Annotated in this window: 29 protein-coding genes; 18 read left to right on the forward strand and 11 right to left on the reverse strand. The window is 71.2% G+C overall.

Annotated elements, in window-relative coordinates:
* The first annotated feature begins 118 nt into the window (after positions 1–118).
* The 4 genes from FXF68_RS03400 to FXF68_RS03415 all read left to right on the forward strand — a co-directional run bounded on the left by FXF68_RS03400 (position 119) and on the right by FXF68_RS03415 (position 3,384).
* Positions 119–1,384, forward strand: a complete 1,266-nt coding sequence (locus FXF68_RS03400) for a helix-turn-helix transcriptional regulator (RefSeq protein ID WP_148757410.1) — start codon at positions 119–121, stop codon at positions 1,382–1,384.
* 177 nt (positions 1,385–1,561) lie between these two features.
* Positions 1,562–2,023 carry a glycine-rich domain-containing protein gene (locus tag FXF68_RS03405; protein ID WP_148757411.1) on the forward strand — a complete coding sequence of 154 codons (462 nt, stop codon included), beginning with the start codon at positions 1,562–1,564 and terminating at the stop codon, positions 2,021–2,023.
* Between the two features lie 297 nt (positions 2,024–2,320).
* The gene (locus tag FXF68_RS03410) at positions 2,321–2,836 is read left to right on the forward strand and encodes a class I SAM-dependent methyltransferase (RefSeq protein ID WP_342787097.1); all 516 of its coding nucleotides are present in this window, start codon (positions 2,321–2,323) and stop codon (positions 2,834–2,836) included.
* 32 nt (positions 2,837–2,868) lie between these two features.
* Positions 2,869–3,384, forward strand: a complete 516-nt coding sequence (locus FXF68_RS03415; protein WP_148757413.1) for a DUF6879 family protein — start codon at positions 2,869–2,871, stop codon at positions 3,382–3,384.
* A gap of 155 nt (positions 3,385–3,539) precedes the next feature.
* Here the strand turns inward: FXF68_RS03415 and FXF68_RS03420 are convergent, their stop codons facing one another.
* Positions 3,540–3,722: a hypothetical protein gene (locus FXF68_RS03420; RefSeq protein WP_148757414.1), complete on the reverse strand. Its 183-nt coding sequence runs from the start codon at positions 3,720–3,722 to the stop codon at positions 3,540–3,542.
* A 245-nt stretch (positions 3,723–3,967) separates the two neighbouring features.
* On the opposite strand from FXF68_RS03420, the gene FXF68_RS03425 reads away from it, so the two are divergent.
* The 3 genes from FXF68_RS03425 to FXF68_RS03435 are packed head-to-tail and all read left to right on the forward strand — an operon-like array spanning position 3,968 to position 6,803.
* Positions 3,968–4,867, forward strand: coding sequence for a CPBP family intramembrane glutamic endopeptidase (locus tag FXF68_RS03425; RefSeq protein WP_148757415.1), 900 nt, complete (start codon positions 3,968–3,970; stop codon positions 4,865–4,867).
* Positions 4,868–4,885: 18 nt separating this feature from the next.
* Complete coding sequence (locus FXF68_RS03430; protein WP_187437694.1) at positions 4,886–6,106, forward strand: sensor histidine kinase; 1,221 nt, start codon at positions 4,886–4,888, stop codon at positions 6,104–6,106.
* 4 nt (positions 6,107–6,110) lie between these two features.
* A complete protein-coding gene (locus tag FXF68_RS03435; RefSeq protein ID WP_148757417.1) occupies positions 6,111–6,803 on the forward strand; it encodes a response regulator in 693 nt (230 codons plus the stop codon).
* 5 nt (positions 6,804–6,808) lie between these two features.
* Here the strand turns inward: FXF68_RS03435 and FXF68_RS42945 are convergent, their stop codons facing one another.
* The 4 genes from FXF68_RS42945 to FXF68_RS03455 all read right to left on the reverse strand — a co-directional run bounded on the left by FXF68_RS42945 (position 6,809) and on the right by FXF68_RS03455 (position 10,280).
* Entirely contained in the window at positions 6,809–7,498 is a 690-nt protein-coding gene (locus FXF68_RS42945) for a DUF6069 family protein (protein WP_148757418.1), read from the reverse strand.
* Positions 7,499–7,503: 5 nt separating this feature from the next.
* A complete protein-coding gene (locus FXF68_RS03445) occupies positions 7,504–8,487 on the reverse strand; it encodes an RNA polymerase subunit sigma-70 (protein ID WP_148757419.1) in 984 nt (327 codons plus the stop codon).
* A 75-nt stretch (positions 8,488–8,562) separates the two neighbouring features.
* Complete coding sequence (locus FXF68_RS03450; RefSeq protein WP_148757420.1) at positions 8,563–9,798, reverse strand: MFS transporter; 1,236 nt, start codon at positions 9,796–9,798, stop codon at positions 8,563–8,565.
* A complete protein-coding gene (locus tag FXF68_RS03455) occupies positions 9,795–10,280 on the reverse strand; it encodes a GNAT family N-acetyltransferase (RefSeq protein ID WP_148757421.1) in 486 nt (161 codons plus the stop codon). The genes FXF68_RS03450 and FXF68_RS03455 overlap by 4 nt, the downstream gene beginning before the upstream one ends.
* A gap of 26 nt (positions 10,281–10,306) precedes the next feature.
* Here FXF68_RS03455 and FXF68_RS03460 point away from each other — a divergent pair, with 26 nt between their 5' ends.
* From FXF68_RS03460 to pdxR, 3 genes are all read left to right on the forward strand, one after another.
* A complete protein-coding gene (locus FXF68_RS03460; protein ID WP_148757422.1) occupies positions 10,307–10,834 on the forward strand; it encodes a CGNR zinc finger domain-containing protein in 528 nt (175 codons plus the stop codon).
* A gap of 195 nt (positions 10,835–11,029) precedes the next feature.
* On the forward strand, positions 11,030–11,410 hold the full coding sequence (locus FXF68_RS03465) for a hypothetical protein (protein ID WP_222869789.1): 381 nt from the start codon (positions 11,030–11,032) through the stop codon (positions 11,408–11,410).
* Positions 11,411–11,469: 59 nt separating this feature from the next.
* Positions 11,470–12,882, forward strand: coding sequence for a MocR-like pyridoxine biosynthesis transcription factor PdxR (gene pdxR / locus FXF68_RS03470; protein ID WP_187437695.1), 1,413 nt, complete (start codon positions 11,470–11,472; stop codon positions 12,880–12,882).
* Positions 12,883–12,898: 16 nt separating this feature from the next.
* Here the strand turns inward: pdxR and FXF68_RS03475 are convergent, their stop codons facing one another.
* Positions 12,899–13,402, reverse strand: coding sequence for a cupin domain-containing protein (locus FXF68_RS03475; protein ID WP_148757424.1), 504 nt, complete (start codon positions 13,400–13,402; stop codon positions 12,899–12,901).
* A 427-nt stretch (positions 13,403–13,829) separates the two neighbouring features.
* On the opposite strand from FXF68_RS03475, the gene FXF68_RS03480 reads away from it, so the two are divergent.
* Both FXF68_RS03480 and FXF68_RS03485 read left to right on the forward strand, forming a co-directional pair.
* A complete protein-coding gene (locus tag FXF68_RS03480; protein WP_187437696.1) occupies positions 13,830–15,275 on the forward strand; it encodes a toll/interleukin-1 receptor domain-containing protein in 1,446 nt (481 codons plus the stop codon).
* Positions 15,272–17,164, forward strand: coding sequence for an SPFH domain-containing protein (locus FXF68_RS03485; protein ID WP_148757426.1), 1,893 nt, complete (start codon positions 15,272–15,274; stop codon positions 17,162–17,164). Before FXF68_RS03480 ends, FXF68_RS03485 begins: the two co-directional genes overlap by 4 nt.
* Positions 17,165–17,209: 45 nt before the next feature.
* Here FXF68_RS03485 and FXF68_RS03490 read toward each other — a convergent pair whose 3' ends face one another.
* Positions 17,210–17,848, reverse strand: coding sequence for a toll/interleukin-1 receptor domain-containing protein (locus FXF68_RS03490; protein ID WP_148757427.1), 639 nt, complete (start codon positions 17,846–17,848; stop codon positions 17,210–17,212).
* Positions 17,849–18,170: 322 nt separating this feature from the next.
* On the opposite strand from FXF68_RS03490, the gene casG reads away from it, so the two are divergent.
* On the forward strand, positions 18,171–19,784 hold the full coding sequence (gene casG, locus FXF68_RS03495) for a steroid-24-oyl-CoA synthetase (RefSeq protein WP_246178232.1): 1,614 nt from the start codon (positions 18,171–18,173) through the stop codon (positions 19,782–19,784).
* A gap of 47 nt (positions 19,785–19,831) precedes the next feature.
* On the opposite strand, the gene FXF68_RS03500 is transcribed toward casG, so the two are convergent.
* Together FXF68_RS03500 and FXF68_RS03505 are read right to left on the reverse strand one after the other, a co-directional pair.
* A complete protein-coding gene (locus tag FXF68_RS03500) occupies positions 19,832–20,623 on the reverse strand; it encodes an SDR family oxidoreductase (RefSeq protein ID WP_148757428.1) in 792 nt (263 codons plus the stop codon).
* A 136-nt stretch (positions 20,624–20,759) separates the two neighbouring features.
* Complete coding sequence (locus FXF68_RS03505) at positions 20,760–21,602, reverse strand: alpha/beta fold hydrolase (protein ID WP_148757429.1); 843 nt, start codon at positions 21,600–21,602, stop codon at positions 20,760–20,762.
* Between the two features lie 105 nt (positions 21,603–21,707).
* Here FXF68_RS03505 and FXF68_RS03510 point away from each other — a divergent pair, with 105 nt between their 5' ends.
* From FXF68_RS03510 to FXF68_RS03530, 5 genes are all read left to right on the forward strand, one after another.
* Complete coding sequence (locus tag FXF68_RS03510; protein WP_148757430.1) at positions 21,708–22,499, forward strand: SAM-dependent methyltransferase; 792 nt, start codon at positions 21,708–21,710, stop codon at positions 22,497–22,499.
* Between the two features lie 61 nt (positions 22,500–22,560).
* Complete coding sequence (locus tag FXF68_RS03515) at positions 22,561–23,307, forward strand: SCO6745 family protein (protein WP_148757431.1); 747 nt, start codon at positions 22,561–22,563, stop codon at positions 23,305–23,307.
* A 52-nt stretch (positions 23,308–23,359) separates the two neighbouring features.
* The gene (locus FXF68_RS03520; protein WP_148757432.1) at positions 23,360–23,692 is read left to right on the forward strand and encodes an ArsR/SmtB family transcription factor; all 333 of its coding nucleotides are present in this window, start codon (positions 23,360–23,362) and stop codon (positions 23,690–23,692) included.
* Positions 23,689–24,162, forward strand: coding sequence for an SRPBCC domain-containing protein (locus FXF68_RS03525; RefSeq protein WP_148757433.1), 474 nt, complete (start codon positions 23,689–23,691; stop codon positions 24,160–24,162). Before FXF68_RS03520 ends, FXF68_RS03525 begins: the two co-directional genes overlap by 4 nt.
* The gene (locus tag FXF68_RS03530) at positions 24,159–24,785 is read left to right on the forward strand and encodes a dihydrofolate reductase family protein (RefSeq protein WP_148757434.1); all 627 of its coding nucleotides are present in this window, start codon (positions 24,159–24,161) and stop codon (positions 24,783–24,785) included. Before FXF68_RS03525 ends, FXF68_RS03530 begins: the two co-directional genes overlap by 4 nt.
* On the opposite strand, the gene FXF68_RS03535 is transcribed toward FXF68_RS03530, so the two are convergent.
* Entirely contained in the window at positions 24,786–25,568 is a 783-nt protein-coding gene (locus FXF68_RS03535) for an ABC transporter permease (RefSeq protein ID WP_148757435.1), read from the reverse strand.
* Positions 25,565–26,572: an ATP-binding cassette domain-containing protein gene (locus tag FXF68_RS03540; RefSeq protein WP_148757436.1), complete on the reverse strand. Its 1,008-nt coding sequence runs from the start codon at positions 26,570–26,572 to the stop codon at positions 25,565–25,567. The genes FXF68_RS03535 and FXF68_RS03540 overlap by 4 nt, the downstream gene beginning before the upstream one ends.
* Between the last annotated feature and the right edge of the window lie 81 nt (positions 26,573–26,653).

The raw sequence follows: 26,653 nt of genomic DNA on the forward strand, positions 1-26,653 counted from the left end.
GACCTGCCGCGCGCTCAACGTGGCCGACCGATGCTGCCTTCACCGAGGCTGTGAGCCGCAGCGCTCACAATTTATCCTTACGACTTAGGCGCCGTCTTCCAGGACGCGGGGTGCTGCGATGAGCGCTCGGTCGGGTCCGCTCATACGGTCCGCGCGCATTGCCCTCGGTTGGTCGCAGGCGGACCTGGCTGATCGTCTCCACTGCTCACGTTCCACCGTGTCCCGTATCGAGACCGGTTCCCGGCTGCTGGACGATGTCGCCACCCTCCGGCGCCTCGCCGATGTATTGGAAATCCCTCCGGAGTTGTTCGGTGTGACCGCTACGGTGACAGGCGAGTCACCCGGGGAGGACGATGTGCGGCGCCGCGAGTTGCTGGCCACTCTTGCCGTCACCGCGGGCGCGACCGTCACCGGCCCTGCCCTCCGCTCCGCAGGCCCGGGCGGTACGAACGGGCAGGGTGCGCTGCTTGTGACGCGTCTCCGGGACGTTCTGCTCGGTACCGGTGCACGCGCCGAACCGATCCCGCCGTCCAAGTTGGCGGCCGCGCTGGCCGCCGCCTGCCGTGACTACGACGCCTGCGACTACGGTCGTCTCGCCGAGGGCCTGCCGCGTCTTCTGGCCGGTGGTCACGCAGCCGCGGGTGACGCGGGCGCCGCCACAGTGCTCGCGCAGACCTACAACCTGATCACCCGACTGATGATCAAGCTGGACGAGTCGCTGGGTTGGCTGGCCGGCGACCGTGCCCGAACTTTCGCCGAGCTCAGCGGTGATGTACTCGCGGCCGCCGAGGCGGCCCGGCAACTGGCGGTGCTCGCGCGTCGCAACGACTGGTTCGACCAAGCCACCGGCCTCGCCATGGCAGCGGCTGACGACGACGGGCTACAGGACGACCGGCCGGCGCACGTGGCGGCGCGCGGACAACTGGTGATGTCGGCGGCCTACACCGCAGCCCACGCTGGCGACCGAGGCGGGATGCGTGAGCTGACCGGTCAGGCCATGTCGATCGCCGCCCGGCTCGGCGGCGGCACGTTCCTCCGCCAAAACGGCGGCGGATTCGGAGTCACCGCCGTCCGTCTACACCTGATCTCGGCTGAGTACGCCGCCGGCGATCCGGCCATGGCGGTCCAGGCAGCCCGCGCCGTGCGACCACAGGCATTGCCGACCGCCGAACGCCGGGCCCGGTACTTCACCGATGTGGCACGCGCGTACGGGATGTGGGGACGCCGGGATGAAACACTGCGGGCGTTGCTGATCGCCGAGCGGATCGCACCCCAGGAAACCCGTACTCGCCCGGCGGTAAGGGAGCTGGTGAGCGGGTTGCTGGCCACCGGCCGCACCTCGCCGGACCTGCGCGGCCTGGCCGCCCGCTGCCGTCTCGGGTGAAGCGCCCCTTCGCCCTGAGCACGCCACTGGCCGCCGCACCAACTCGTGTGCACAATCCGCACACGATGTGCGCGACATGCACCAGCACCTGGTCGGTCGGTCTTACACGACGCACGGTAGAGCCACGACGACGGCGCCGACCAGGGTGCCGTACCAGCCACCATCGGGGAGGCATGTATGACGACCACCGTTCAGCCCACCACCGGTTCCGCTAGTACTCGCGCCAGACGCGACCCGCGCTCCTTCGTCACCCCGCAGGTCTGGGAGAGGCAGATTGCCCTTCTCGCCCGCGACCACCCCTTCGACACCGTGATGGCCGAACGCCTCTTCGGTCAGGCCGTCGCCTACCTCGTCACCGCCATGGAGATGTGGGACCGGAAACTGGAGATCGGCTGCGGTCCCCTGGTCGACATCGCCGTCCACGGGTTCATCCTCGACACCCGCAATTACCGCGACTTCTGCGACCGGCATTTCGGCCGGTTCCTCGACCACGTCCCGGCGATCGAGTTCAAGTACGACGGCTCGGTCGAGCGCACCGCCCACGTCATCGAAAACAACGGGTTCGCAATAGACCGACCGCTTTGGGAGGCCGACTTCGCAAAGTGCACCCCGTGCTACCCGGGAAGCAACTGCCACTGACGAGGCAGTCGACCGCCTGAGCGCACGGGCAGCAGGGCCGGAGCCGATGAACTCCGGCCCTGTTCCGCGTACGCGCGAGCGCGGGCGTCTGGTCAGCACTATCGTGGCGCGGGTTCCGTCGTAGCCGAGCCCGGGGACTCGCCCATGTCGTCCAGCCTTAGCGACCGCACCGGCTACTGGGATCGGTACGCCGAGAGGCAGGAAGAAGCGTCCAGTCCCGAGGAGGCGCTGAAGAACGCGTTCGGTTGGACTCAGTACCCCGGGCATGGGCCCGGCGACGAACTTCTCGGTGATCCTGTGACGGCCCTGGAACTCGGATTCGGACGTGGCGACGCCGTCGCCGCCCTGGCCGCCAAAGGGATCGCCGCGACCGGCCTGGACCTTTCGCCCGTGCAATGCGACCAGGCCCGTGAACACTGGGGCCACCTGCCCGGGGCCTGCTTCGAGCACGGCGACGCCGTGGAGTACCTCGCCCGTATCGACCGCCAATGGGACGCGATCTATTCCATTTGGGGCGCGCTGTGGTTCACCGATCCCGACGATCTACTCCCCCGTGTCCATGACCGCTTGGTCTCCGGCGGCAGGGTCGTTTTCTCCCATGCCCCGGCCGTTCCCAAGGCCTATGGCGTCCAGGGAATGTACGGCGACGGGCTCACCGGCCGACAGGTCTGGATCCATCGATGGGCCTACGAGCCCGAAACCTGGGCCGACATCCTCACCGACCACGGTTTCGCCGTCCTCGACGCCCATGTCGAGTCCGCCCTAGAACCCGACCACGTCGGGACCCTCATCGTCCAAGCCCTCAAGCCGTGAACATCTTGGGCTGAAGGCACTGGAGGTATCTGATGTCGGGGAACGTCCCCAGCTTTGCTGAGTTGCTCGGCTCGACGAAGTTCTCCGCGATTCACCTGGAGATGCGGGACACCTACACCCCGGCGGATCCGAAGTATCTGGCATGGCGAGAAACCGGCACGCTCGAAGGATTCGGCGCGGGCACCGCATGGTTCGACCTCATCCGCTCAGCGGTCGCCCGTGGCGTGACCGTCCGGCGGGCCCGCCTCGTCTCGGAGCCGGTCACCGACTACATCCGCTTCGAGCATGCCGTGACCGGTCGACACAACGTTCCGGCCGGAGAGCAGGTCCGATGGTTGTCCCGGCGCCGCGCCTCTGACCTGGCGCTGCCCGGCAACGATTTCTGGGTATTCGACGACCGGCTGGTGCGGTTCCACCACTTCTCGGGAGACGGACACGCTCTCGACGACGAGTTCAGCGAAGACCCGTCGGTGATCAAGTTGTGCGCCGACGCATTCGAGGCCGTGTGGTCGCGTGCCGTCGATCACGCGGATCACGCCCTGCGGTGATTGCGCCAGCCGCCGTCAGTGACCTGCCGCGTTGGCAGCGTGGCCGACCGATGCTGCCTTTACGGACGTTGTGAGCCGCACGCTCACAAATCATTCTTACGACTTAGGCGCCGTCTCCCAGGACGCAGGGTGCTGCGATGAGCGCTCGGTCGGGTTCAGGCAGGTGCGGCGACTTTTGCCTGGCAGGCGAAGCACAGCAGTGTGCGCTCCACCACGTGGCCCTGCGCGAACCGCTGGCCCAACTCGACGGCGTACTCGTCGCACTCAGGGCACGTCCAAGGGCCGAGCTGGCCCTGCTTCACCGAACGGATGATGCGATTCCACTCATCCTCGCTCATTTCGGGGAGCCTACCGTTCTCCGGGGCGTCGGCTCAGGAGCGGTCCGACGGTGTGCTGCTCATCAATGTGATCGGCGCCGTCGGGCAGTTCCAGCGCGACTTGCAGCACGAATTCACCGCTTTCGGGGCGCATCCCCCGCGAGAGCTACAGGAGCTGTCCATGTGCGGGTGATTCGCGGACGGCGCCGGATTTCTAGCGTGGCTTTCAGGTCGCAGCCGGTGCGACCGCTACAGAGGAGGCCACGATGAGTACAACGTCCACCGCACCGCACGCCGGAGGCCCCGGCCCGGACGTGGGCCCCGACGGTCACGACGCTCGCGGTGGTCGTCTCGGCCGGATCGTCCGCTCTCCGCTCGGCTGGATGCTGACGGGCATGGTCGGCGTCGGCGTGGTCTCGGGCCTGACCGCCACGGGTCCCGGTCCGGTTCCGGCACTGGGCGCGGTGGCCGCGGTGGCCGTGTACTGGCTGGTCATGCGCCGTCTCGCGCGACGCGCGACGCCGGAGATCGCCCGGCGGGGAGCCGGCCGGGAGGCGCTGCTGGGCGGCGCGATCGGCCTGGGCTTCGTCGCGGTGTCCGCCTTGCTGATCACGGCGTTCGGCGGCTACTCGTTCTCCTGGGCGGGCCATGGCTTCATGGCGGTCGTCTGGTCCGCGGTCATGGTGCAGATCGGCGCCGCGGTCACCGAGGAGTTGATGTTCCGCGGGCTCGCGCTGCAGGCTCTGGAACAGAGGTGGGGTAGCCGGGCCGCGATCGTGATCACCGGGTTGTTCTTCGGCATCGCCCATCTGGGCACTCCGGGAGCCAATGCGTGGAGTGCGCTGGCGATCGCGTTGGAGGCGGGCGTGATGCTCGGTGCCGCCTTCCTGTGGCGGCGTAACATCTGGTTCGTCGTGGGCCTGCACTTCGCTTGGAACACGACCGAGCAACTGCTCGGCATCCCGGTCTCCGGGCACGCATCCGAGGGCCTGTTCACCGTCGACGTGCATGGCTCCACTGTGCTGAGCGGCGGTGGCTTCGGCTTGGAGGCAGCGCTGGTGCCCGTCGTCATCGGTACGCTGCTCGCCTTCCGGATGTTCGTCCTCGCCCGCCGCGGCGGCCGTCTGCTGCCCCGCCGATCCGCACGACGCACTCAGACCGGTTGACCGGAGGAAACGGTAGTGATGTCCGCTCAGGCGCCCTGGAGCCGCGCGCTGCTCCGGGGGCCGCTCGACTGGTGGAAGGAGCAGGACGCCTTCCTCAAGGACGGCGTCCTCGCCCTCGCACTGGCCCTGTTGGCCTTCGTTCCCACCCTGTCCGGCATCGGAGCGCAGATCGGAGATCTGCCCGAGCGCCCGGCGAGCGCGCTGAGCGTCGGGCTGATCCTGGCCCAGACCCTGCCGCTGGCGGTCCGCCGGAGGTGGCCCGCGGGCTGTCTTGCCGTCGTCGCGGGCCCGTTCGCCGCGTACCAGGCGCTGGGCTTCGCGACGACGTTCGGGAGTCTGGGGCTCTACCTGGCCCTGTACTCGGCCGGGGCCCACCAGGTCCGCCTCCGCCATGGTCTGGCGGGCGCGGTGAGCGCGGGCTATGCCGTGCTCGCCCTCGTCCTGGACCGCCTCCGCTCACCGCTGGGCATCGCGGACTATCTCGCGTTCTACCTGGTTCTTGCCGCGTTCTGGCTGGTGGGGAGCATCGTGCGCACACGGCGGACGGAAGAGGCGCAGCGGCGGCGGCTGGCCGCCGAAGTGGCCACGGCCGCGGAGCGGGCACGAATCGCCAGCGAGCTGCACGATGTGGTCACCCACCACGTGACGGCCATGGTGGTCCAGGCGGACGCGGCACAGTTCGTGCTCACCTCCGCGCCGGACAAGGCGGGCGAGGGACTCTCGGCCATCAGCGACACCGGCCGCCGGGCGCTGACAGAGCTGCGCTACCTGCTCGACGTGCTGGAGGCGACCGGCGAGTCGGCGTCCGCGGACCCGGCGCGCGCGGACCAGGCACCCGCCCTGGGACGGCTCGGGGACCTCGTCGAACAGGCCCGCAGGTCGGGGCAGCCGATCGAGTTCAGCGAGCGGGGCGAGCGGCGAGCGCAGTCCGTGGACGTGGAACTGGCCGCGTACCGGGTGGTGCAGGAGGCGCTCACCAATGCGATGAAGTACGCCGCCGGGCAGCCGACACAGGTCCTGGTCCGGCACGGCGAGGAGCGCATCGAGATCACGGTGACCACCGACGCCTCCCCGGCGGCCGCACCCGCCGTCCGGGACGCGGCCCCCGCGGGCGGGCGTGGACTGGCGGGGCTGCGTGCACGGGCACGGATGGTCGATGGTGAACTGAAGGCCGGACCCCGGCCCGAAGGCGGGTTCGAGGTCCACGCCACGATTCCGTCCAAGCCCGCATCGGAGTGACCCCGTGAGCGATGCGCCGCCACCGATCCGTGTGCTCGTCTGCGACGATCAGGCACTGGTGCGCACCGGCTACGTCACCATCTTCTCCGCCCAGCCCGACATGGAGGTCGTCGGAGAGGCCGAGAACGGGCACGAGGCGGTCCAGGCCGCAGGGCGCCTGCGTCCCGACGTTGTGGTGATGGACATCCGGATGCCCCTGCTCGGCGGCATCCAGGCGACCCGGCAACTGGCCGGTCCCGACGCCGAGGCGCCACCGAAGGTGCTGGTCGTCACCACCTTCAACGTCGACGCCTACGTCTACGACGCGCTGCGGGCCGGGGCCAGCGGCTTCCTCCTCAAGGACGCGCCCCCGGCGGAGCTGGTCAACGGCGTCCGGACGGTCGCCAGAGGCGAGGCCCTGCTGGCCCCCGCCGTCACCCGCCACCTCATCGGCCACTTCGCCGAACACCTGCGCCCGGCCGATACGTCCCGGTCGGCCAGGGAGGACGTGGTCCGGGCACTGACCCCGCGCGAGTTGGAGGTACTCCAGCAGATCGCCGAAGGGCTGTCGAACGCGGAGATCGCCGCGAAGCTCTTCATCACCCCCGAGACGGTCAAGACCTACGTATCGAGGATCCTGTCGAAACTCGGCCTGCGCGACCGAGTCCAAGCCGTCGTCCTCGCCTACCGAATCGGCCTGGCACCCCCCACCGGCTGAACCTGTCACGGGGTGCGGAGGCGGCGGGTCAGGGTTGGGATCATTATTGTCGCGGGGATGAGGTGTAGGGCAATTAGGGCCGTGGTTGTGGCGGTGTTCGCTCCGGCGATTAGGGGTGGGATCAGCGAGATCGCGGTCAGGGACACCGTCGTCCAGAGGAATCGTGTGGCGGGGCGAGCGCTCCAGCGGAGGAGTGCGGCAGCGATTACGGTGCCCACTATCGAGAAGAAGCCGGTTACTACGGCGAAGCCGGGGAGCGGGATCGGCTCGCCTCCGTCGGGGATTTCGAAGTCGGCTCCGGCGGCGTGAGCGAGTGCGGCGGCCAGGGTGGTGGCCGCCATTGCTGCGAGTGTGGCGATCAAGCCGGTGGCTGCGAGGCCGCGGATTCGGTGTGATGCCGAGGGCGCGACGATCCCGGTGTCGTTCATGTTGTGCTCCATGGAGTGAATGGCGTCGGGGTTTGTTGAGGGGCGGGTGACGATGCGCACCGTCGCCGGGCGGCGGTCGGGGTTGCGTAGGGCGCGGACGCCGGTGCCGTGGAGCCAGAATCCGGCGTCGGGGCCGAGGACCGGGCCGGGCTCGCCGTCGCGGAGTTCCAGTTGCACCCGGCCCTGGATGACGACGGCGAACGCGTCGCGCCATTCGGTGGCGACAACCGCGACACGCTCGCCGCCGCGTAGCGCGAGCGTCGGCACCGGGGCTACTCGGCCGGGAGTCGCTCGGGGAGTCCGAGCTGCGGGAAACGGTCGCCGTGGAAGGTGGTGATCTCGGTGATCGTCCCGCCGGTGACGCGCAGGACGTCGATCGTCAGCGGCAGGTACGCGTCCTCGCGCCACTGGTAGAAGGCGACGGCGGGCTGCCGGTTCACGGCGGTCTGGACGCCGCGCAGGCCCTTCAGGTCCTCGAAGCCGCTGTCGACCCAATCGTTCACGATCGTGTCCCGGCCGACGTGCAAGCCCGGCGTGGGCGGCATCGAGAAGCGGACGTCCTCGCGCAGTAGCGCCGTGAGGCCGTCGATGTCCGTGGCCACGCTGGCTTCGGTGTAGCGGCGCACGAGTTCGCGCGTCCCGGCGTCCTCCGCGCCGCCGGTCCAGTCCTGGCGTTCGGCGGGCAGGTGCTCGCGCATGCCGGCGCGGGCCCGTTGCAGGGCGCTGTTCACGGAATTGACCGAGTCCCCGAGGAGTTCCGCGACGTCCTTCGCGGGCCAGCCGAGCACGTCCCGCAGGATCAGCACGGCCCTCGGACGCGGCGCGAGGTGCTGGACGGCGACCAGGTACGCCAGCTCGATCGTCTCCCGCGCGACGGCGACGCTCTCCGGCTCGTCGGCGTCGCCGGCAGGCAGCTCGTCCAGCAGCCGGTCGGGGTAGGGCTGCAGCCACGGCACCTCGCCGCCGGACGCGGGCTCCGGGCGGCGCCGGGCCAGCAGGTCCAGGCAGGCGTTGGTGGCGATCCGGTACAGCCACGCCCGGAACGTCGACCGTCCAACGAAGGTCTCGCGCCGCCGCCAGGCGCGCAGGAACGTCTCCTGGACGGTGTCCTCGGCGTCCTCGAACGACCCGAGCATCCGGTAGCAGTGGACGTGCAGCTCCCGCCGGTGCCGCTCCGCCAGCCCCGAGAACACCGGCTCGTCGACCTCGCCCAGACCGCTCACGCCCAGTTCCTCCAGCAGCGTGTTCGCGTTCATACCGTCACCCTTCCGCTTCGTCGCGTCCTTTCACAGGTAAGACGGGTTCGGGCGCGAGAACTCATCACCAGGGCCCTAACGGCGTCCGCCGCGGGCCGTGATCACCAGGGCGAGGACGGTCATCGCGGATAGGGCGCCCCAGACCGGTGTGAAGCTGTGGGTCGCGTCCTTGAGGAGGCCGAGGGACGGCGGGGCCAGGATGATGGCGACCTGGGTGACGGCCATGGCCAGGCCGAGGGCGAATCCGGTCTGGCCGGGCGGCGCCGATTCGGCCAGGTGGGCGACCCACGGGCCGTACCAGCCGATTCCGAAGAACCCGAGCCAGAGGAACAGCAGGGAAGCCGCGACGGGTGAGTGTCCGGCGGGGGTCATCAACGCGATCATCCCCGCGGTCACGGCGACCATGCAGGTCATGACGGTGCCGTAGCGTCCGGACGATCCGCCGCGGTCGCTCCAGGCCGCGAGGCAGACCCGTCCGGCGGCGCCCGCCCCTTGGGCCGCGACGAGGACGAGAGCCGCGTCGCCCGCCCCGATCGACGCCGCCTCGTGGAGATACAGCACGGTCAGGACGCCCACGGCGCTGTGCACGGAGACCAGGCACACCCCGGAAAGGACGATCCTCACCATGGGCGGTTCGCGGAGTATCCGCAGCCGGGCCCTGAGCGTGACGTCCTGATGTGCGCGCTCCTGGGGAGGGCCGTGGACGGGCGGCCTGCGGTAGAGGCCCATAAACGCGGCCGCTCCCGCGAGCGCGACGAGCCCGCCGAGCGTGAGCGTGGCCCGCCAGCCGAGGGCGGTGGCGAGGGCGGGCATCACGGCGGCGGCGAACACCCCGCCGAGCGGCAGGCCCGCTTGCCGGATGCCCATCGCCAGTCCGCGCTGGGACTCGGCGAACCAAGACGCCACCGATTTGCTCCCGCCAGGCTGGACGGTGCTGTACCCCGCGCCGACCATCAGCAGGACGAGGAGCAGCGACGCATATCCCGGCGCCATGCTGCCCAGGCCGAGGCTCACGGCGACGACGCTCGCGCCCGCGCCGACGACCCAGCGCTCGTTGTAGCGGTCAAGGAGTTCTCCCGCCACCAGCAGTCCGACCAGCGGGACCAGTTGGGCGGCCGAGAGGAGCAGTCCCAGTTGTGCCGTGCTCAGGTGCAGGTCACGTTGGAGATGGACGCCCATCGCGCCGATGCCCTGCACGAAGAACCCGGAGGCGGCTTGGGCGAAGGTGGCGACGCCGAGGATGGTCCACCGGTATCGCGGAGTCTGGTGCGACGTGGTGCCGGTCGGCGGGTGCGGGCGGACGTCCGTCACGGGCGCCAGCACAACGCGGGATCGGGATGGTCGAAGAAGCCGAGTTCCCGGTAGAGCGGCTCCCCGTCGTGCGACGCGTACAGATCCACTCGGACGGCGTCGCGCTCGCGGAACCAGGCGAGCAGTCCCTGCATGATCGCCCGTCCGTGGCCGCGCCGCCGATGGGCTGGATCGGTGACCATGCCGATGACGTGCCCGATGCGGCCGTTGCGCGAGTGCGGCCCGGGGAACCACTGCTCGACGGTCCCGATGCCGCAGGCGGCCAGGCCCCCGCCGTCGTCGCCGTCCACGACCAGGATCTGCGCGTCGTCGTCCTTCAGCTTCTCCTTGAAGACGCGGGCCAGCGCGTCGCGCCATTCATCGCCCGCTGAGGACGGGTTGAAGAAATCGCCGCCGAGGGTGTCGAACAGCAGCGCGCGGAGGCGGACGAGCTCGGCGATGTCGGTCTCCGTCGCCTGCCGGACCAGGGTGCCAGATGCCATGGCGCCCACGGTGCTGTAATAGGCTTATGCATCTCAACCCTTACGGCGCGGATGCCGTGAAACTGGCAGCCGACCTGGCCAACCGGCGTCCCGCGACAGCCGAAGAACTCGCGGACCGCTGCCGCGCCGCCGGCCTGGTACTGGAACGCCCCGTCACGCCGCGCGACCTGGACCAGACCCTGGCCCTCCTGGACGAGTGGGTGAAGATCGTCGACGCGGCGGCCGAACCCGAGCGCGCCGAGCGGGTCAACCGGCTGCTCGCGGCGGCCGTGGCCTACCCCCGGCTGACGGACCACGCGGGCAGCGGCTGGCATCTGCACTACCGCGACGACCTCCAGCCGCTCGGCGTCGTGCTGTCCGCGCTGATCCCCGTCGGCACCGCGCTGCACCTGACCGGACGCGGCATGCACCGGCTCAGGCGGTGCGCCGTCCGCGAATGCACCACGATCTTCGCCGACACGACCCGTCTCGGACGGCAGCGCTACTGCTCCCACCGCTGCGCCAACCGCGACGCCGTCCGCCGCCACCGCGCCCGAACCGCCCCGACACCCTGATCCGTCTTCACGCCCAGCGGGCGATGTCGCCAGGACGAAAGTGTCGTTCTGCCTTGACGCGGCACCCGTCACAAGTTGAACTCGGACGGGTCACGTCTTCAACGGGGGTGTGCGGGCTTCCTATGAAGCGGCGTCCACTCGGGGATTATTCGACTTAACCGTACGGGACGTTCCGCCGTGAGGAGATGGTGCACTGTGAGCATGTACCCAATGGGCAACCAGCCGGTCCTGCTGGCCATAGGGGACATCTCGCTCACGTCCACTCACGTAATCGTTCCGCACGGCCAGTACCCGCTCAACGGCACGGTTTGGACGGTGCAGGACTCCACCTACGTCCACGAGGGAATCCCGACCGTCGCGATCGTCCTGACGATCATTTTCGTGTGGTTCTGCCTTCTCGGCCTGCTTTTCCTGCTGATGAAAGAACGCCGCTATTCGGGGTTCGTGTCCGTATCGGTCACCGGCCCGGGGCTGTACCACACCGTCCAGTTCGCACCCGGCCCGCAAAGCGGATCATGGGCGGCGCAGATGGTCTCGCAGGCCCGAGCCATGGCCGCCGTCGCCCCACCCGTCTGATCCCTGCCGGTGGACCATTAGCCTTGGCGGTCAAGAGACCGGATGAGGTGGGTGGTCTGGTGCCGGAGTCTCGGGTCAATTCCGCTTCGGAGGCGGGGACCGACCTGCATCTCGAGGTGTCGGCCTCGGGGCCCCGGCGGGCGGCGGTGGCGGCGGGGCTGCGCGCGGCCGTGCGCAGCGGGCGGCTCGCGCCCGGGACCCGGCTGCCGCCGTACCGTTCGCTGGCCGCCGACCTGGGCGTCGCCCGCAACACGGTCGCGGACGCGTACGCCGAACTGGTCGCCGAGGGATGGCTGACCGCCCGGCAGGGCTCGGGCACCCGGGTGGCCGAGCGCGTCGCGGCCAAGCCGAAGCCCGTCCCGCGGAGGGGCCCCGAGCGCGAGCCCGCCGCCCACGACCTCCGGCAGGGGCAGCCCGACGCGGCGTCCTTCCCCCGCGCCGCCTGGGGCGCGGCCGTCCGCCGCGCGATCACCGCGGCGCCGCCCGACGCCTTCGCGCCCGCCGACCCGCACGGGCGTCCCGAACTGCGCCGGGCGCTCGCCGGATACCTCGCGCGGGCGCGCGGCGTGGCGGCCACGCCGGACCAGATCGTCGTCTGCGCCGGGTTCGCGCATGGGCTGCGGCTGCTCTTCGGCGGCGGCGTCCTGTCCGGGCCGCTCGCCGTCGAACCGTACGGCCTGCCGTTCCACCGCGGCATCCTCGCCGACGCCGGAGTGCGCACGCTCCCCCTGGGCCTGGACGACCGAGGCGCACGCACCGACCAACTGGCGTCTGGGCGCGGGCCGCGCGCCGTCCTGCTCACCCCGGCCCACCAGTTCCCGACCGGCGGCCCGCTGCTTCCGGCGCGCCGCGCCGAGGCCGTCGACTGGGCGCGCGGCCGGGGCGGCGTGGTGCTGGAGGACGACTACGACGGCGAGTTCCGCTACGACCGGGAACCCGTGGGCGCCGTCCAGGGGCTCGATCCCGACCACGTCGTCTACATCGGCTCGGTCAGCAAGAGCCTTTCCCCGGCGATCCGGCTCGGCTGGATGGTCCTGCCGCCGCATCTGGTCGGCGATGTGCTGGCCGCCAAGGGACAGCGCGAGGCGTGGACGGGCGTCACCGACCAGCTCGCGCTCGCGGAGTTCATCGAGTCCGGGCAGTACGACAGGCACGTCCGCCGCATGCGGCAGCGCTACCGCGCCCGCCGCGACCTGCTCGTCGCGGCGCTGGCCGAGCGCGCCCCGCACGTCGCCGTGACCGGCATCGCGGCCGGGCTGCACGCGGTCCTGCGCCTGCCGCCGGGCACCGAGGCGGCCGCCGTCGAGGCGGCCGCGCGGGCGGGCGTGGCGCTCGACGGCCTCGCGGCGTTCCGCCACCCGGACAGCCCCGAACCGCACCGCGACGGCCTGGTCGTCGGGTACGCCGCACCGTCCGAACACCGCTACCGACCGGCGCTCCACGCGCTGTGCCGAGTCCTTGCGGACGTCTGAACGACACTCCGCGGGTTCAGCCTTCGGCGAGCGCCTTCGACCACACGGGGCTCTCGAAGTAGTGGTTGTCGTACTGCTGCGAGCTGTCGCGGATGTCCTGCACCGTGGCCTCGCCCTGGTAGACGCGCTCCAGCAGCCGGTAGTAGTCGAAGCGCTGGAGGCCGGGCGTGAAGACCACCAGCAGTTCGGCCGCGCTGCCGGGGGCGGGCGCGAAGGCGTGCGGCACGGTCGGCGGGACGGTCAGGAAGTCGCCCTCGCCCAGGGTCACGATCTCCTCGTCCACCAGGACGCGCAGCGTGCCGTCGAGGACGAGGAACATCTCGGTGGCCTTGGTGTGGAAGTGCGCGGGAGCGCCCGGCGACCCCTTGTGGAGCGTGGCCTTGTTGGCGGTGAGTGCGCCGCCCGTCGCGTCCGCGTCGGCGAGCAGGGTGATCAGGCTCGTCGCGCCGTCCTGGAGCGACTCGGCGTGCTCGGCGCGGACCAGGACGGGCGCGGGCTGCTGGTTCGAGGTGGCGTTCATGGATCCTCCCGATGTCGGCCCCGGCTTCTCACCAGGAACTTCGTGCTGACACCGATGAATCTACGGCGCGCAGAGACCCATCTCATGGTTCATTCGGGGGCGAGATCCATGGGTCAATTTCATGGCGGTCGGCGCTCCGGGGCCCCGGTCGACCAGGCGGCGCGGGACCTCACATCCCGCTGACCCGGCGGGGGCCGGACGGCGTCCCTCACCCGAAACTGAACTTCTATTCCTATTTCCCCGGCGCCGGCTTCGACATCTGTGTTACGGAAAACAATTCGGCCGGAACTTATGCGGGAAACGGTCCTGGCCGGGCCGGTTTCATGCTGGCCGGATAAGGCAACAAAACGCGATCAAGCCTGCGGGTCGGAAGGTCCGCCCTACGCTGGAGGCGAGGTCAATTCCCGGCCGTGATCGGGGGCGTGTTTTGGTCGAGGCCTACCTCGCGTACGGGAGGGCGGATGCCCAATGGGTCCGGAAACTGTGGCGCCAACTCCACCGGCACGGGGTCGACGCGTTCTTCGACGAACTCGTCCTGCCAGGGGACAGCGTCATCCACTCGTTGGAACAGGCGCTCCGTGACACGACGGCGGGAATCGCGGTGTTCGGCCCCGGGCTCGCGGGCGACCGCTGGGCGCTCACCGAGTACGACGCGCTACTGGCCTCCTGCGCGGAAAAGGGGCTGCCGTTCATTCCGGTGACGTTCGGCGGCGCGCCGATTCCGCCCTTCGCCCGCGACTGGGCCTGGCTGGATTTCGCCGACGCCGACCCCGGCGGCGAGAAATTCGATCATCTGGCGGCCGGGCTGGCGGACACCCTCCGCGGCGGAGACACGACCGCCGGCCTGCACGAAGGGGACGTGCTGCGCGAGCCGCCCCGGCCATTGCGCGAACCCGCGCGGCGTTCCGTCGTGGTCTGCTACGCCCCGGCGGACGCCGAGTACGGCAGGAGCCTGGTGGAGCGCGTCCACGAGGCGGGCCTGCCGGTCTGGTCGGTGCGGAGCCTGCGTCCCGGCGACCGCCTCGTCTGGACGACCCGGCAACAGCTCCGCCACGCGACGGTGGTCGTGGTGGTGATGTCCCCGGCCGCGCAGGACTCCGAGGACGTCACCCGCATGATCCTCGAAGCCCAGTGGCACGAACGTCCCTTCTTCCCCGTGCTCGTCACCGGGCGAAGCCACTACCTGCTGGCCGATCTGTGGTGCGCGGACGCGCACGCGGGCGGCCCGCTCGGCGACGCGCCCCTCGCGCATCTCGTCGCGCTCCATGAGGCGTCGTCGCGCGGGCGTCCCCTGCCGGAGCCGGAGCTGCCGTCCGCGCCGCCCCCGTTCGCGGCCCGGTCGTCCGCGGGCCGGTCGTCCGAGGTCCGGTCGTCCGGGGCCCGGTCCGGCCGCGTTCCGGCGTCGTTCGCGTTGACGCGGCTGCGCGCCGCCCTGGCCGAGCGGGAGATCGAGCACGCCGACCTGCTCACGACGACGCTGCTGCTGGAGGCCGCGAACCGGCTCGAGTCCGGGGTGCTGCGGCGGCGCGACGCCGCGGCGCTGTCGCGCGACCTGCTGGTCGGGGTGGACGAGCTGTGGGCCGCCGCCACCGGCGGCCGCATGGGGTTCCGCGTCCAGGTGGGCATGGCGCCGATCGAGGGCAGGCGGCACTCCGACTTCCTCGCGCTGTCGAAGGAACTCGGCTGGCGCGTCTCGGACGACGAGGCGGTGCCCACCTATCGCGAGTTCGCCGCGCGGGCCCTCGACCGGTCCGGCTTCTTCCCGACGCTGCGCAACCCGCGCGGCGAACAGCGCATGGACTGGTACGACAACTGGACCCAGATGGCGCTGACCGTCCATGCCCGGCTACGAGAGTGCGGAGTCCGACCGTGAGCGTCTTCATCCTGTTACTGCTCCTCCTGCTGGCCGGAGCCGCGGCCGGTTACGTCTACTGGCTGGGCCGCCACGTCGTGCCCGCCGACCACGTCGGCGTCGTCCGGCGCGTGTGGGGCCGTCCGCACCCGGACGGGACGTACCGGAACGTGGTGCCGAACACCGGGCGCGGCGTGCTGGCGGGCACCCTCCCCCCGCAGCGGCCGACCTGGCTGATGCCCTGGCTCTACACCGTCGAGGCCGTGCCGCGGATCCACATCCCGGAGCGGATGATCGGCGTCGTCGTGGCGCGGGAGGGCCGCAAGCGCCCGCGCGACCGGCAGGTGGCGCTGCTGCCCAAGGGCGTGGACTGCGACCACTTCCAGAACGGCGAGGCGTTCCTCCTCCGCGGCGGCGAGGAGGGGACGCAGGCGGTGACGCTGCCCGGCGGCTCCTCCTACTCGATCAACACGGCGCTGTTCGAGGTGCGGACCGTGCCGCGCGCCTACGTCCCCGACGGGACGGTGGGCCTCGTGAAGGCGAAGGACGGCAGGGTCCGCGAGGCGGGCCAGCCGTTCGCGCGGCACGTCCCCTGCGACGACTTCCAGGACGGGACGGCGTTCCTGCGCGGCGGCGGCGAGCAGGGACGGCAGCTCGCCGTGCTCGCGGGCGGCACCTTCTACGACATCAACCCGGAGATGTTCGACGTGCTGACCACGGAGAACATCGGCGAGGGCAAGGAGGGGCTGGTCGCCGCGCAGCTCCAGCTGACGTCCGTCCCGGTGGGGCACACCGGCGTCGTGATCACCCGCGACGGCGCCGAGCCCGACGAGCAGGAGAAGGTCGGCCCGCGGGTCGACGGGCACCGCAACTTCCGGCTGCCCTGGGAGTTCGTCGCGAACGGCGGCCGCCGCGGCGTCCAGCAGGAGACCCTGAAGGAGGGCTCGGAGTACGCGCTCAACCCGTGGTTCGTCCGGGTGCTGCTGGTGCCGACGTTCCTGCTCAACATGGAGTGGAACAAGAAGGACTCCGCCAAGAAGGGCAACTACGACGCCCGGCTGCACGAGCTCGACCTGGAGACGAGCCAGGGGATCCGGCTGCGGGTCGAGGTGTCGCAGTCCCTGCGGATCCCGTCCGCCGTGGCGCCGCGGCTGGTCAGCGAGTTCGGCAGCTCCCCCGACTCGGGACGGCTGGCCGGCGGCGCGCTGACCGACGACCCGCAGCCCGTCCAGCGGTTCGTGGAACGGGTCCTCGGCGCCACCGTGGAGAACTACTTCGTGGAGATCACGGCCGACTCCACGGTGAAGGAGTTCCTGTCGGGCATCCTCGACATCCGCACGAACCTCAGCTCGCAGGTGCGCAACGCGCTCAAGGCGTGGGGAGTGGAGGCGGTCCGCACCAACATCGAACGGGTCAGGTCGCTTGACCAGGTGTACTACGACGAGCGGCAGCGGATCTTCAGCGAGGACACCCGGGGCGACCTCCTCACCAGGCAACTGGAGCACGCCGACGCCGAGCAGGCCATCGAGTTCAAGCGGATGGAGACCGAGAAGAAGCGCCTCGTCCTCGAGATCACGGCCGAGGCGGAGCTGCTCGGGGCCGACCACGTGCGGCTCTCGCGGATGATCCAGGACATGTCGAAGCTGCCCGTCCCGAACTACATCGGCGGCGACCTGTCGGGCTACCTGGAGTCCATGCCGATGAACCTGGTGCGCAACCTGCTGGAGCAGCTCCGCCAGGCCGAGAAGGACAAGGCGGTCGCCGAAGCGCCGCCCGTCCAGCAGATCACGCAGGCCGACAAGAAGCCCGATCCGCAGAACAATCCGTCGAGTCCGACCAAGCCGTCGGGCCCGGAGAAGCCGCTCCGCGCGGACGAACAGGACGTCGGCGAAGCGGGCGAGACCGTCTGACGGGGCGCGGCGACCGCGCGGCTCCCGGGCCGCGCGGCCCGGGGCTCACACGCGGGCGGGTCGTTGACCGCGCAGGGCCCGGACCAGCACGTCGAACCTCTCCTCGAACGGGGCCGGGGCGCGGAAGTCGACGCACCGGCGCGCGGCGAGGAACTCCGGCAGTTCGCCCGCGCCGTGGACGACGGGGATGAACCGCAGGCCGCGCTCGATCGACCGGGTCATCAGCGCGGCGTACTCCTCCCGGGTCACGGGCTCGTCCGGGGCGCGCGCCCCGACGATCATGAGCGCGTTCCGCGCCCCTCGGATCCCCGCCTCGACCCGCTCGACGAACAGGTCGCCTTCGCCGACGTCCCAGACGTCGAGCCACACCGTGAACCCTGCCGCCTCCAGCCGGACGGCGAGCCCCCGGGCCCACGTCTCGTCGTCGCGCGCGTAGGCGACGAACACGTCCCGATCATCACCGGTCTGTCCTCCGGCCGACGCGGCGGACGCCGACGACGCTCCCGCGGACGCCGCAGGCGAGGACGGCGGAGGGCCGGGGGACGCGGGAGGCGGGAGCGGGGTCGCGGCGCGCGACAGGCGGAACTGCCGGACCGCGTGGACGCTGCCGACGACGCCGGCGCTCGCGGCGACGACGCCCGCCGCCGCGCCGACCAGGGGGATGACCAGCGACAGAGTTCCCATCAGCGCCGTCCCGGCCTACCATCGGCAGCGAGCCATGGCGCGTCCGGATCATGCCCCGGGACGGCGGCTTTCCGCGATAAAAGACCGATTTCACGATTTTCTACTCCGGCGTCCGAATCATGGAGTGCCGGGACCGTGGTTGCCACCAATCCAGATTATTTGACCGTTACGCCAATGCGACAGCGCTTCCATTCGCCGGAGTCGGCCGAAGCGAGTGTCCGGACGGGGCCGTTCAAGACCGTCCCGCTGAGCGGTACGGCCTCGTGGACGACGCGGGCGGGGACGGAGAATGGGCCGTCCGGTGCGCACGAGGAGGTCGCGGGTGTCCAGTCCGATGGAGATCGTCCGGAAGCTGACCGGCCCCGGCGGTGAATTCGAGCTGCGGACCGAGGACGTCCTCGGCGCCCGGCTGCCCGTGTTCGCCAACCGCGCCCGGAGCCTCGGCGAGGTCCTCGAACGCTCCGCCGCGTACGGCGACCGCGACTACCTCGTCACCGCGTCCCGGCGGATCACGTTCGCCGAGCACGCGGCGGCGGTCGCGTCGATGGCGAAGGCGCTGCGGGACGATCTCGGCGTCGAGCCCGGCGACCGCATCGCGATCAACGCCGCCAACAGCCCGGAGTGGATCATCTCGTTCTGGGCGGCGATCGCGGCCGGCGCCGTCGCGGTCGGCTACAACGCCTGGTGGGCGCCGCGCGAGGTGGAGTACGCGCTCGGCCACACCGACCCGAAGATCGTCGTCGCGGACGAGAAGCGGGCGGCGCTGACGTCCGAGGACGTCCTCACCGTCGAGACCGACGTCCCCTCCCTGACCCGTCGCTATCCCGGCGCCGACCTGGACATTCCCGACGCCGCCGAGGACGACCCGGCCGTCGTCCTCTACACGAGCGGCACGTCGGGACGCCCGAAGGGCGCCGTCCACTCGCACCGCAACCTGACCTCGGTGATCGAGTACCACCGGTTCAACGACGCGATGCTGCGCGCGTCCGGGGACGACCCGTCCGCCCGCCGGTACCTGCTGGCGCTGCCGCTGTTCCACATCGCGTGCCTGCACAACCTGGCCGTCCCGCGGCTCGCCACGGGCACCGCGGTGGTCATGCACGAGGGCGGCTTCGACGTTGACGGGGTGCTCGGGCTGATCGAGAAGGAGCGGGTGACGAACTGGGGCGCGGTCCCGACGATGGCGCGCCGGCTGGTCGAGCACGGCGACCTGTCCCGCTACGACGTGTCGTCGCTGACGGCGTTCGCGCTGGCCACGGCCCCGTCGTCGGCCGCGTTCAAGGAGCGGCTGCGGTCGGTGTTCCCGCCCGCGAAGGGCGCGCTGGTCGACAGCTACGGCCTCACCGAGTCGTGCACCGCGATCTCCGTCGCGACGCCCGCCGACCTCGCCGAGGCGCCCGGCACGCTGGGCCGTCCGACGATCGGCGTCGAGCTGGAGATCCGCGGGCCGGACGACCGGCCGGTCCCGGACGGCGTCGAGGGCGAGGTCTGCGCCCGCAGCGCGTACAACATGATCGGCTACTGGCGGGACCCGGGCGCCACCGCGCGCGCCATCGACGCCGACCGCTGGCTGCACACCGGCGACATCGGGGTGCTGGAGCAGGGGCGGCTGCGGCTCACCACCCGCCGCTCCGACCTGATCATCCGCGGCGGGGAGAACGTGTACCCGGCGGAGATCGAGCACGTTCTCGCCGAGCATCCGGCGGTGCGGGAGTGCGTCGTCCTCGGCGTCCCGCATCCCGACCTCGGACAGGAGGTCGCGGCGGTCGTCGTGTTCACCGGGCTCCCGCCCACCCCGGAGGAGCTGACCGCCTATGTGCGCGAGCGCCTCGCCTATTTCAAGGTGCCGTCACATTGGCACATCACGTCCGACCCGCTCCCCCGCAACGCGACCGGAAAGGTCATGCGGAAGCAGGTCGAGGCGGACATGAACTGAATCCTCCGCCAGGCCGCGCCGCCGTATATCCGCCGACCTCGACCCGATTACCTGGACGCGGCGGGGGCCTTCGCGGGGCGGCTCACGTGTTCGGCGAGGAATTCCTCCCAGGTGTGGGTGCCATGGTCGGCGCCTTCCAGGACGAGGTTTTCGCCCGCGCGATAGACGCGGCCCACCTTGCCCGGGACGGGAATGGTCGGCAGCGCGCGGTGTTTCCCGCTCGCCCGCAGGTAGGTCCGGAGCAGTTCGTCCATCCCGTACACCCTGGGGCCGACCACGTCCGGCACCCGGCCGGCGGGGGCGCCGAGCGTCAGTTCCGCGAGCCGTTCCGCGACGTCGCGGGCGTCGACCGGCTGCATCCGGACTCCGCGAGGGACGGGGACGACCGGTGACTTCGTCAACGTCCGCACCACTTTCAGGATCAGGTCGTGGAATTGCGCGGCGCGCAGGATCGTCCACGGCACGCCGGATTCCCTCACGATCTTCTCGACCTCGTTCTGGGTCCTCACCCATTTCACCGGGAGCCGGTCCGCGGCGGTGACGGAGATCAGCACCAGGTGCTCGATATCGGCGGCCTTCGCGGCCCGCACCAGATTGCGCGCCACCACGTCGTCGCCCTTCGCGCCGCCCGCCAGATGCAGGACGACCGAGGCGCCTTCGACGGCCGCCCGCACCCCTTCGTCCTTGGCCAGGTCGCCGGTCGCGTAGTCGACGCCGTCCGCGGACGCGCGGGCGTGCCTGGTGAGCACGCGCAGGTCGCGGCCCGCGTCCCGCAGCAGCGGGACGACCTGCCGTCCGAGCGTTCCGGTGCCGCCGGTGACCAGGATCGTTGACGCCATGACTCCTCCAAGCCCTCGCCGGGGGATCGTCCCCGGCCGAACCGGTTCGATGCGCGGTTCACCACCAAGGACGGACCATCCACCGGTGGATGTGACATGGACTCTTGTGACATGGCCTTTTGTGACGTGAACCTCATCAGGCGCGGGCGCGGGCGCGGAGCCAATCGAGGGCCGAGGGCGCGGAACCGAGGACGGAGATGTGCCCATCATCCGGTGTGATGCGCAGCAGCGCGGTCGGGCAGTTCCGCGCCAGCCACCGGCCGTGGGAACTCGGGACGATCCGGTCCCGCTCCCCGTGGACGACGAGCAGCGGCGCCTTTATCGCGGCCGGGTCGAATCCCCAAGGCGCGACGTAGGCGAGATCGTCGTCGACCAGACCGCCGATTCCGTTCTCGACGGCGGGGCCGACCACGTCCTCGAACCACGACCATTCGCCTTGGAGGGCGGCGTGGTCGGCCGGAGTGAACATTTCCGGGTCGTATTCGGCGGCCGCTTCGTATCGCTCTTTCGCGGCCCGTCCGGCCGTGGCGGCGCGCAGCGAGGCGGCGCTGGAGGGGCCCATTCCCGCGAACCAGTCGAGCCCGTCCGCGCCGAAGGGCGCCAATGCCGAGACGCTGACCGCCCCGAGAACGCGGTCCGGCAGAAGCGCGGCGCAGGCCAGCGCGTGCGGGCCGCCGCCCGAATGCCCCATGACCGCGAACCGGTCGATGCCGAGCGCGTCGGCGACGGCCGCCGCATCGGCGGCGGCGGACGCCACATCGCGCCCCGGAACCGAATCCGAGCCGCCATATCCGGGACGGTCGAACGACACCCACCGAATGTCCGGGGCGCCCGCGAAAAGCGGACGCGGAGGCAGGCCGATGTTCGGTGTGCCGTGGTGCCAGAAAACGACGAGCGCACCGGCGGCGGCCGTCCCGGTGTCGTAGGCGTGCAGCCTTCGCCCGCCACCCGCGTCCACATCGAATTCGTCCACAGGCATGCCTCGACCGTACCGAATGGCCGGTTCGGCGTGGCCGTGCTGGTTGTGGGCGGGTTGTGCGCCTGGGAGCATCGGTCGCGAGCACGGAGAGCAGGGAGAGCAGCCGTGAGCAAAGACCCCGGGATCGACACGACCGTTCCGCATTCGGCACGCGTCTGGAATTACCTCCTCGGCGGCAAGGACAACTATCCCGTCGACCAGGCGGCCGGTGACGCCGTCTGCCAGGTCTTCCCGGGCATGGTCGACCTCACCCGCCATTCCCGCTACATGCTGGCGCGGGTGGTGCGCTACCTCGCCGCGGACGCGGGAATCCGCCAGTTCCTCGACATCGGGACCGGCCTCCCGACCGTGGACAACACCCACGAGGTCGCGCAGCGCATCGCGCCGGAATCGCGCATCGTCTACGTCGACAACGACCCGCTCGTGCTCGTCCACGCCCAGGCTCTGCTGACGAGCACGCCCGAAGGGGCGACCGACTACATCCAGGCGGACGTCCGCGATCCCGAGGCCATCCTGGAGCAGGCGGCCAAGACCCTGGACTTCAGCCGTCCGGTCGGGTTGATGCTCATGGGAATCCTCGGTCTCGTCGCCGATCACGACGAAGCGCTGTCGATCGTCGACCGGCTGATGTCGGCATTGCCCTCGGGCAGTCATCTCGCCGTCTACGACGGCACCGACGTCGATCCCGGATATGTCGAGGCCATCCGGCGGTACAACTCCGGCACCGGCGCCGTCCCCTACACGCCGCGTTCCATCGAGCAGATCGCGCGGTACCTCGACGGGCTGGAGGTGCTGGAGCCCGGCGTCGTCCTCGTGCCGGACTGGCGGCCCGACCCCAACCCGTTCGGCGACCCGCCCCTGGTGTCCTGCGCGGGCGGCGTGGGCCGCAAGACCTGAACCGGGCCCGCCCCTCGGACCGTGGTTGAATGAAATTCGGTTCTAGGAAAGGGCGACGGGAATGCGGGAGATCGCGGCGGCGGTGGCGGAGCCGATCGGACGGCTGGGCGGGGCGTTCATGATCTCCCGGGAGGCGAAGGCCTTCGCGGCGGAGACGGGCCTGTCCGGCTGGACGCCGTACTTCCGCGGCCGGTTCGGCGTCCTGGGCGAGGTCGACGCGGACGTCGTCCTGTCCGCCGCCGGGTTCTTCCCGGCCACGACGGTGCGCCACGCGTGGGAGGCGGGCGCGGGCCTCCCCGCGGCGGACGCCGCCGGCCGGTACGCCGCCGTCGCGCACGGCTTCGGCCGCCGCAAGCTCGCCGGCTTCGCCGCCGCGGACCGGCTGGCCGACCTGCTCCACCGCGTCGCCCGCACGGCCGACGTCGTCGGCGCGCCGGTCGCCGCGGGCTGGCGGGCGATGCCGCTGCCCGAGGACGGCCCGGCCCGGGTGATCCAGCTCGCGCACGTCGTCCGGGAACTGCGCGGGGGCCTGCACGTCGTCGCCGTGCTGGCGAGCGGGCTGAGCCCGCTGGAGGCGGTGCTGAGCGGCCGTTCGCCGCTGCTCCCGGACGGCGAGCCGAACGCCGAGTACTTCGGCTGGCCGCGCCCCTATCCCGAGGTCACGGACGAGATCCGGCGCCGCCACGACGAGGCGGAGCGCCTCACCGACGAGCTGATGGCGCCCGCCTTCGCGTCCCTCGACAAGGCGGAGGCCGACGAGCTGACCACCCTCCTGAACCAGGCGGAGAAGACCGTCTTCGGCGGGTGAACCGATAGTTAGCCCTTGCGCTAACCATCGTCTGCTCGCAATACTTTGCCTCATGGCACAGTATTCGGCGGAGCTGGACGGCGTGTTCGTCGCGCTCGCCGACCCGACCCGGCGGGCCGTCGTCCGGCGCCTCGGGCACGGGCCCACGAGCGTCGGCGACCTCGCGCGCGAGTTCCCGATGACCCTCCCCTCGTTCCTGAAGCACGTGCGGACGCTCGAAGCGAACGGGCTGATCCGCACGGTGAAGTCCGGACGGGTGCGCACCTGCGTGCTCAACCGCGAGCGGCTCGCCCTCGTCGACGACTGGCTGGCGGAGCAGCGGCGGGTCTGGGCGGAGCGCGCCGACCGCCTGGAACGGTTCGTCACCGAGGAGGACACCCCGTGAACCCCGATCTCGATCTCGCCTTGGAGCGCGTCATCCGCGCGCCGCGCGCGACCGTGTGGCGCGCCTGGACGGACCCGTCCCGGCTGGAGCGGTGGTGGGTTCCGGCGCCGTCCCGCTGCCGGGTGGAGCGCCTCGACCTGCGTCCTGGCGGGGCGTTCGTGACGCGGCTAAGCGAGGACGGGACGGCGGAGTTCGTCCCGCACTTGGACGCCTGTTTCCTCGCCGTGGACGAGCTGGAGCGGATCGTGTTCACCAACGCGATCGACGGCGCCTGGCGTCCGGCCGCCCCGGACCCCGTCGCGATGACCGCGACGATCACGCTGCGCGACCACCCGGACGGCACCGACTACCGGATGCTCGTCCGGCACGGCGACCCGGAGTCCCGCGACCGGCACGCGAAGCTCGGCTTCGCGGACGGCTGGGGCACGACCGCCGCCCAGCTCGCCGCACTCACCGAGGGGGAACAATGAAGATCACGGTCAGCCAGTTCGTCACGCTCGACGGGGTCAGCCAGGGCCCCGGCTCCCCGGACGAGGACACCAGCGACGGTTTCGCGCGCGGCGGATGGCTCGTCCCGCACATGGATGCGACGTTCGTCCGGCGCGCGTCCGGCTGGCTCGACCTCGCGGACGGCCTGCTGCTCGGCCGCCGCACCTACGAGGCGTTCGCCCGCGACTGGCCGAAGGTCACCGACCCGGCCGACCCGTTCGCCGAGCGCATGAACACGCTCCCGAAGTACGTCGTGAGCAGCACGCTCACCGAGGGGCCCTGGCACCCGACGACCGTCCTCGCCGGAGATCCGGTCCGGACGGTCGCCGAGCTCAGGACGCGGCCGGGGCGGGAGATCCAGGTCCACGGCAGCGCCCACCTGGCCGACACGCTCCTGGAGGCGGGCCTGGTCGACGTGCTGCGGCTCGTCGTCGCGCCGACGGTGCTGCGCGGTGGACGGCGGCTGCTGTCCGGGGCGGGCGACCCGTCCGGGCTGCGGCTCGTCCGGCATGAGGCGACGCCGAACGGGCTGCTGCTCCTCGAATACGAGACGACCGGCCGGGCCCGACAGGGTGAATACGAGGGCTTGAGCGCCTTCGTCTGATCACGCGGAGTTCCGGTAGGTGTGGAAGGCGCGCGTGGACAGCAGACCCGTCGCGACGGCCGCCGCCGCGAGCAGTCCCAGGCGCGCCGACACCGTGCTCCAGTCGGGGTGGGCGAGCATGGCCTCCCGTGCCGCGGCGACCGCCCATTCCACGGGGTTGTAGTCGGCGACGCGGCCGACCCAGGCGGGCGCGAGGCCGAGGTCCATCACGGCCGAGCTGAGGAACATCAGCGGCAGCGTGGTGAACTGGGAGATCGCGATGAGCGTCGCCTGCTGGCGGGTCAGCAGCGCGACGGCGCCGGACACCGCCGAGAAGATCACCGTCAGGAGCACCGCGGCGAGGACGGTGACGCCGACCCCGGCCGCGCCGCCCGAGAAGCGGGCACCGGCGGCCAGGGCGACGGCCATGATGACCAGGCTTTGGACGAGTGTCTGCACCGCCTGATAGGCCAGGGACGCGATCACCAGGGCTCCCCGATGGACGGGGGACGTGAGCATCCGGTCCATGACGCCACGGTCGATGTCCTGGAGGTGGGTCGTCCCCGCCCACGCGCTCGCGAACAGCGCGGTCATCATCACCACTCCCGGGGTGAGGAACTGGAGGAAGCCGCCGTGCGCGAACCCGGGAAGGTCCACGACCGAACGGAAGAGCTGCCCGAACAGCAGCAACCAGATCACCGGCTGGACGAGGCCGATGACGAGGAAGGCGGGCATCCTCCTCAGGCCGCGCAGCAGACGGCCGGTCAGGAGCGCGGAGTGGACGATCAAGGGTGCGGTGGTCACTCCGCCGCCTCCAGGGTCTTCGGGGCGGCGCCGGAGTCGAGGGCGCGGCCGGTGTGCCGGAGGTAGACGTCGTCGAGGGAGGGTCTGGCGAGCGTCGCGGACGCCACCGTGACGCCCGCTTCGTCCAGCGCGGCGAGCACGGGCGGCAGCGCTCGGGCGCCGTCATCGGTACGGCCGCGGACGGTGCTCCCGTCCAGGGTGATCTCCCGCAGTTCGGGGACCGTCCGCAGCGCCGCGAGCGCCCTGCCGTCGGGTCGGGCGAGTTCGACGTGGACCGCGTCGCCGCGCAGGCCGCTCTTGAGTTCGGCGGGGGTGCCTTCGGCGACGACCGTGCCGTGGTCGACGATCGCGAGACGGTCGGCAAGGTGGTCGGCCTCCTCCAGGTAGTGCGTCGTAAGAAGGACCGTCATGTCCTCTTCGTCGGCCAGCCGCGCGATCTCGGCCCACAGCTCGCTCCGGGCCTGCGGGTCGAGTCCCGTTGTCGGCTCGTCGAGGAACAGCACGCCGGGACGGTGCGTCAGCCCGAGGGCGACGTCGAGCTTGCGCGCCATGCCGCCGGAGTACGTCCGCACCGGCCGGTCGGCGGCGTCGGCCAGGCCGAACCTGTTCACGAGCTCGCGGGCCCGCGCCACGGCGTCCCGCCGGGACATGCCGTGCAGGCGTCCGGCGAGGACCAGGTTCTCGGTCGCCGTGCTCGCCGGGTCGGTGCCGGGCTTCTGGGACACGAAGCCGATCGTGCGGCGCACCCGTCCGGGGCGCTTCGCGACGTCGATCCCGGCGACCCTCGCCGTTCCCGCGTCGGCGGCCGAGAGCGTCGAAAGGATCTTGATCGCGGTCGACTTGCCCGCGCCGTTCGGGCCGAGCAGCCCGAAGACACTCCCTCTCGCGGCGGCGAACGTCAGCCCGCGCAGCGCCGCGACCGGCGTCTTGCGCCGTCCCGCCGGATACTTCTTCACCAGATCGACGGCCTCGACGGCCGGATCCGCCACCTGGGCAGCGCCCATCGTCACACCCCATGTCAGGAGAAGGTGTGACTTCCACCTTCCCGATGTCACCGGACATCAGGAGGCTGGAAAGCGAGGGCG

Origin of the sequence: Actinomadura decatromicini (assembly GCF_008121305.1) — a bacterium.
In the GTDB taxonomy this organism is placed as follows: domain Bacteria; phylum Actinomycetota; class Actinomycetes; order Streptosporangiales; family Streptosporangiaceae; genus Spirillospora; species Spirillospora syzygii.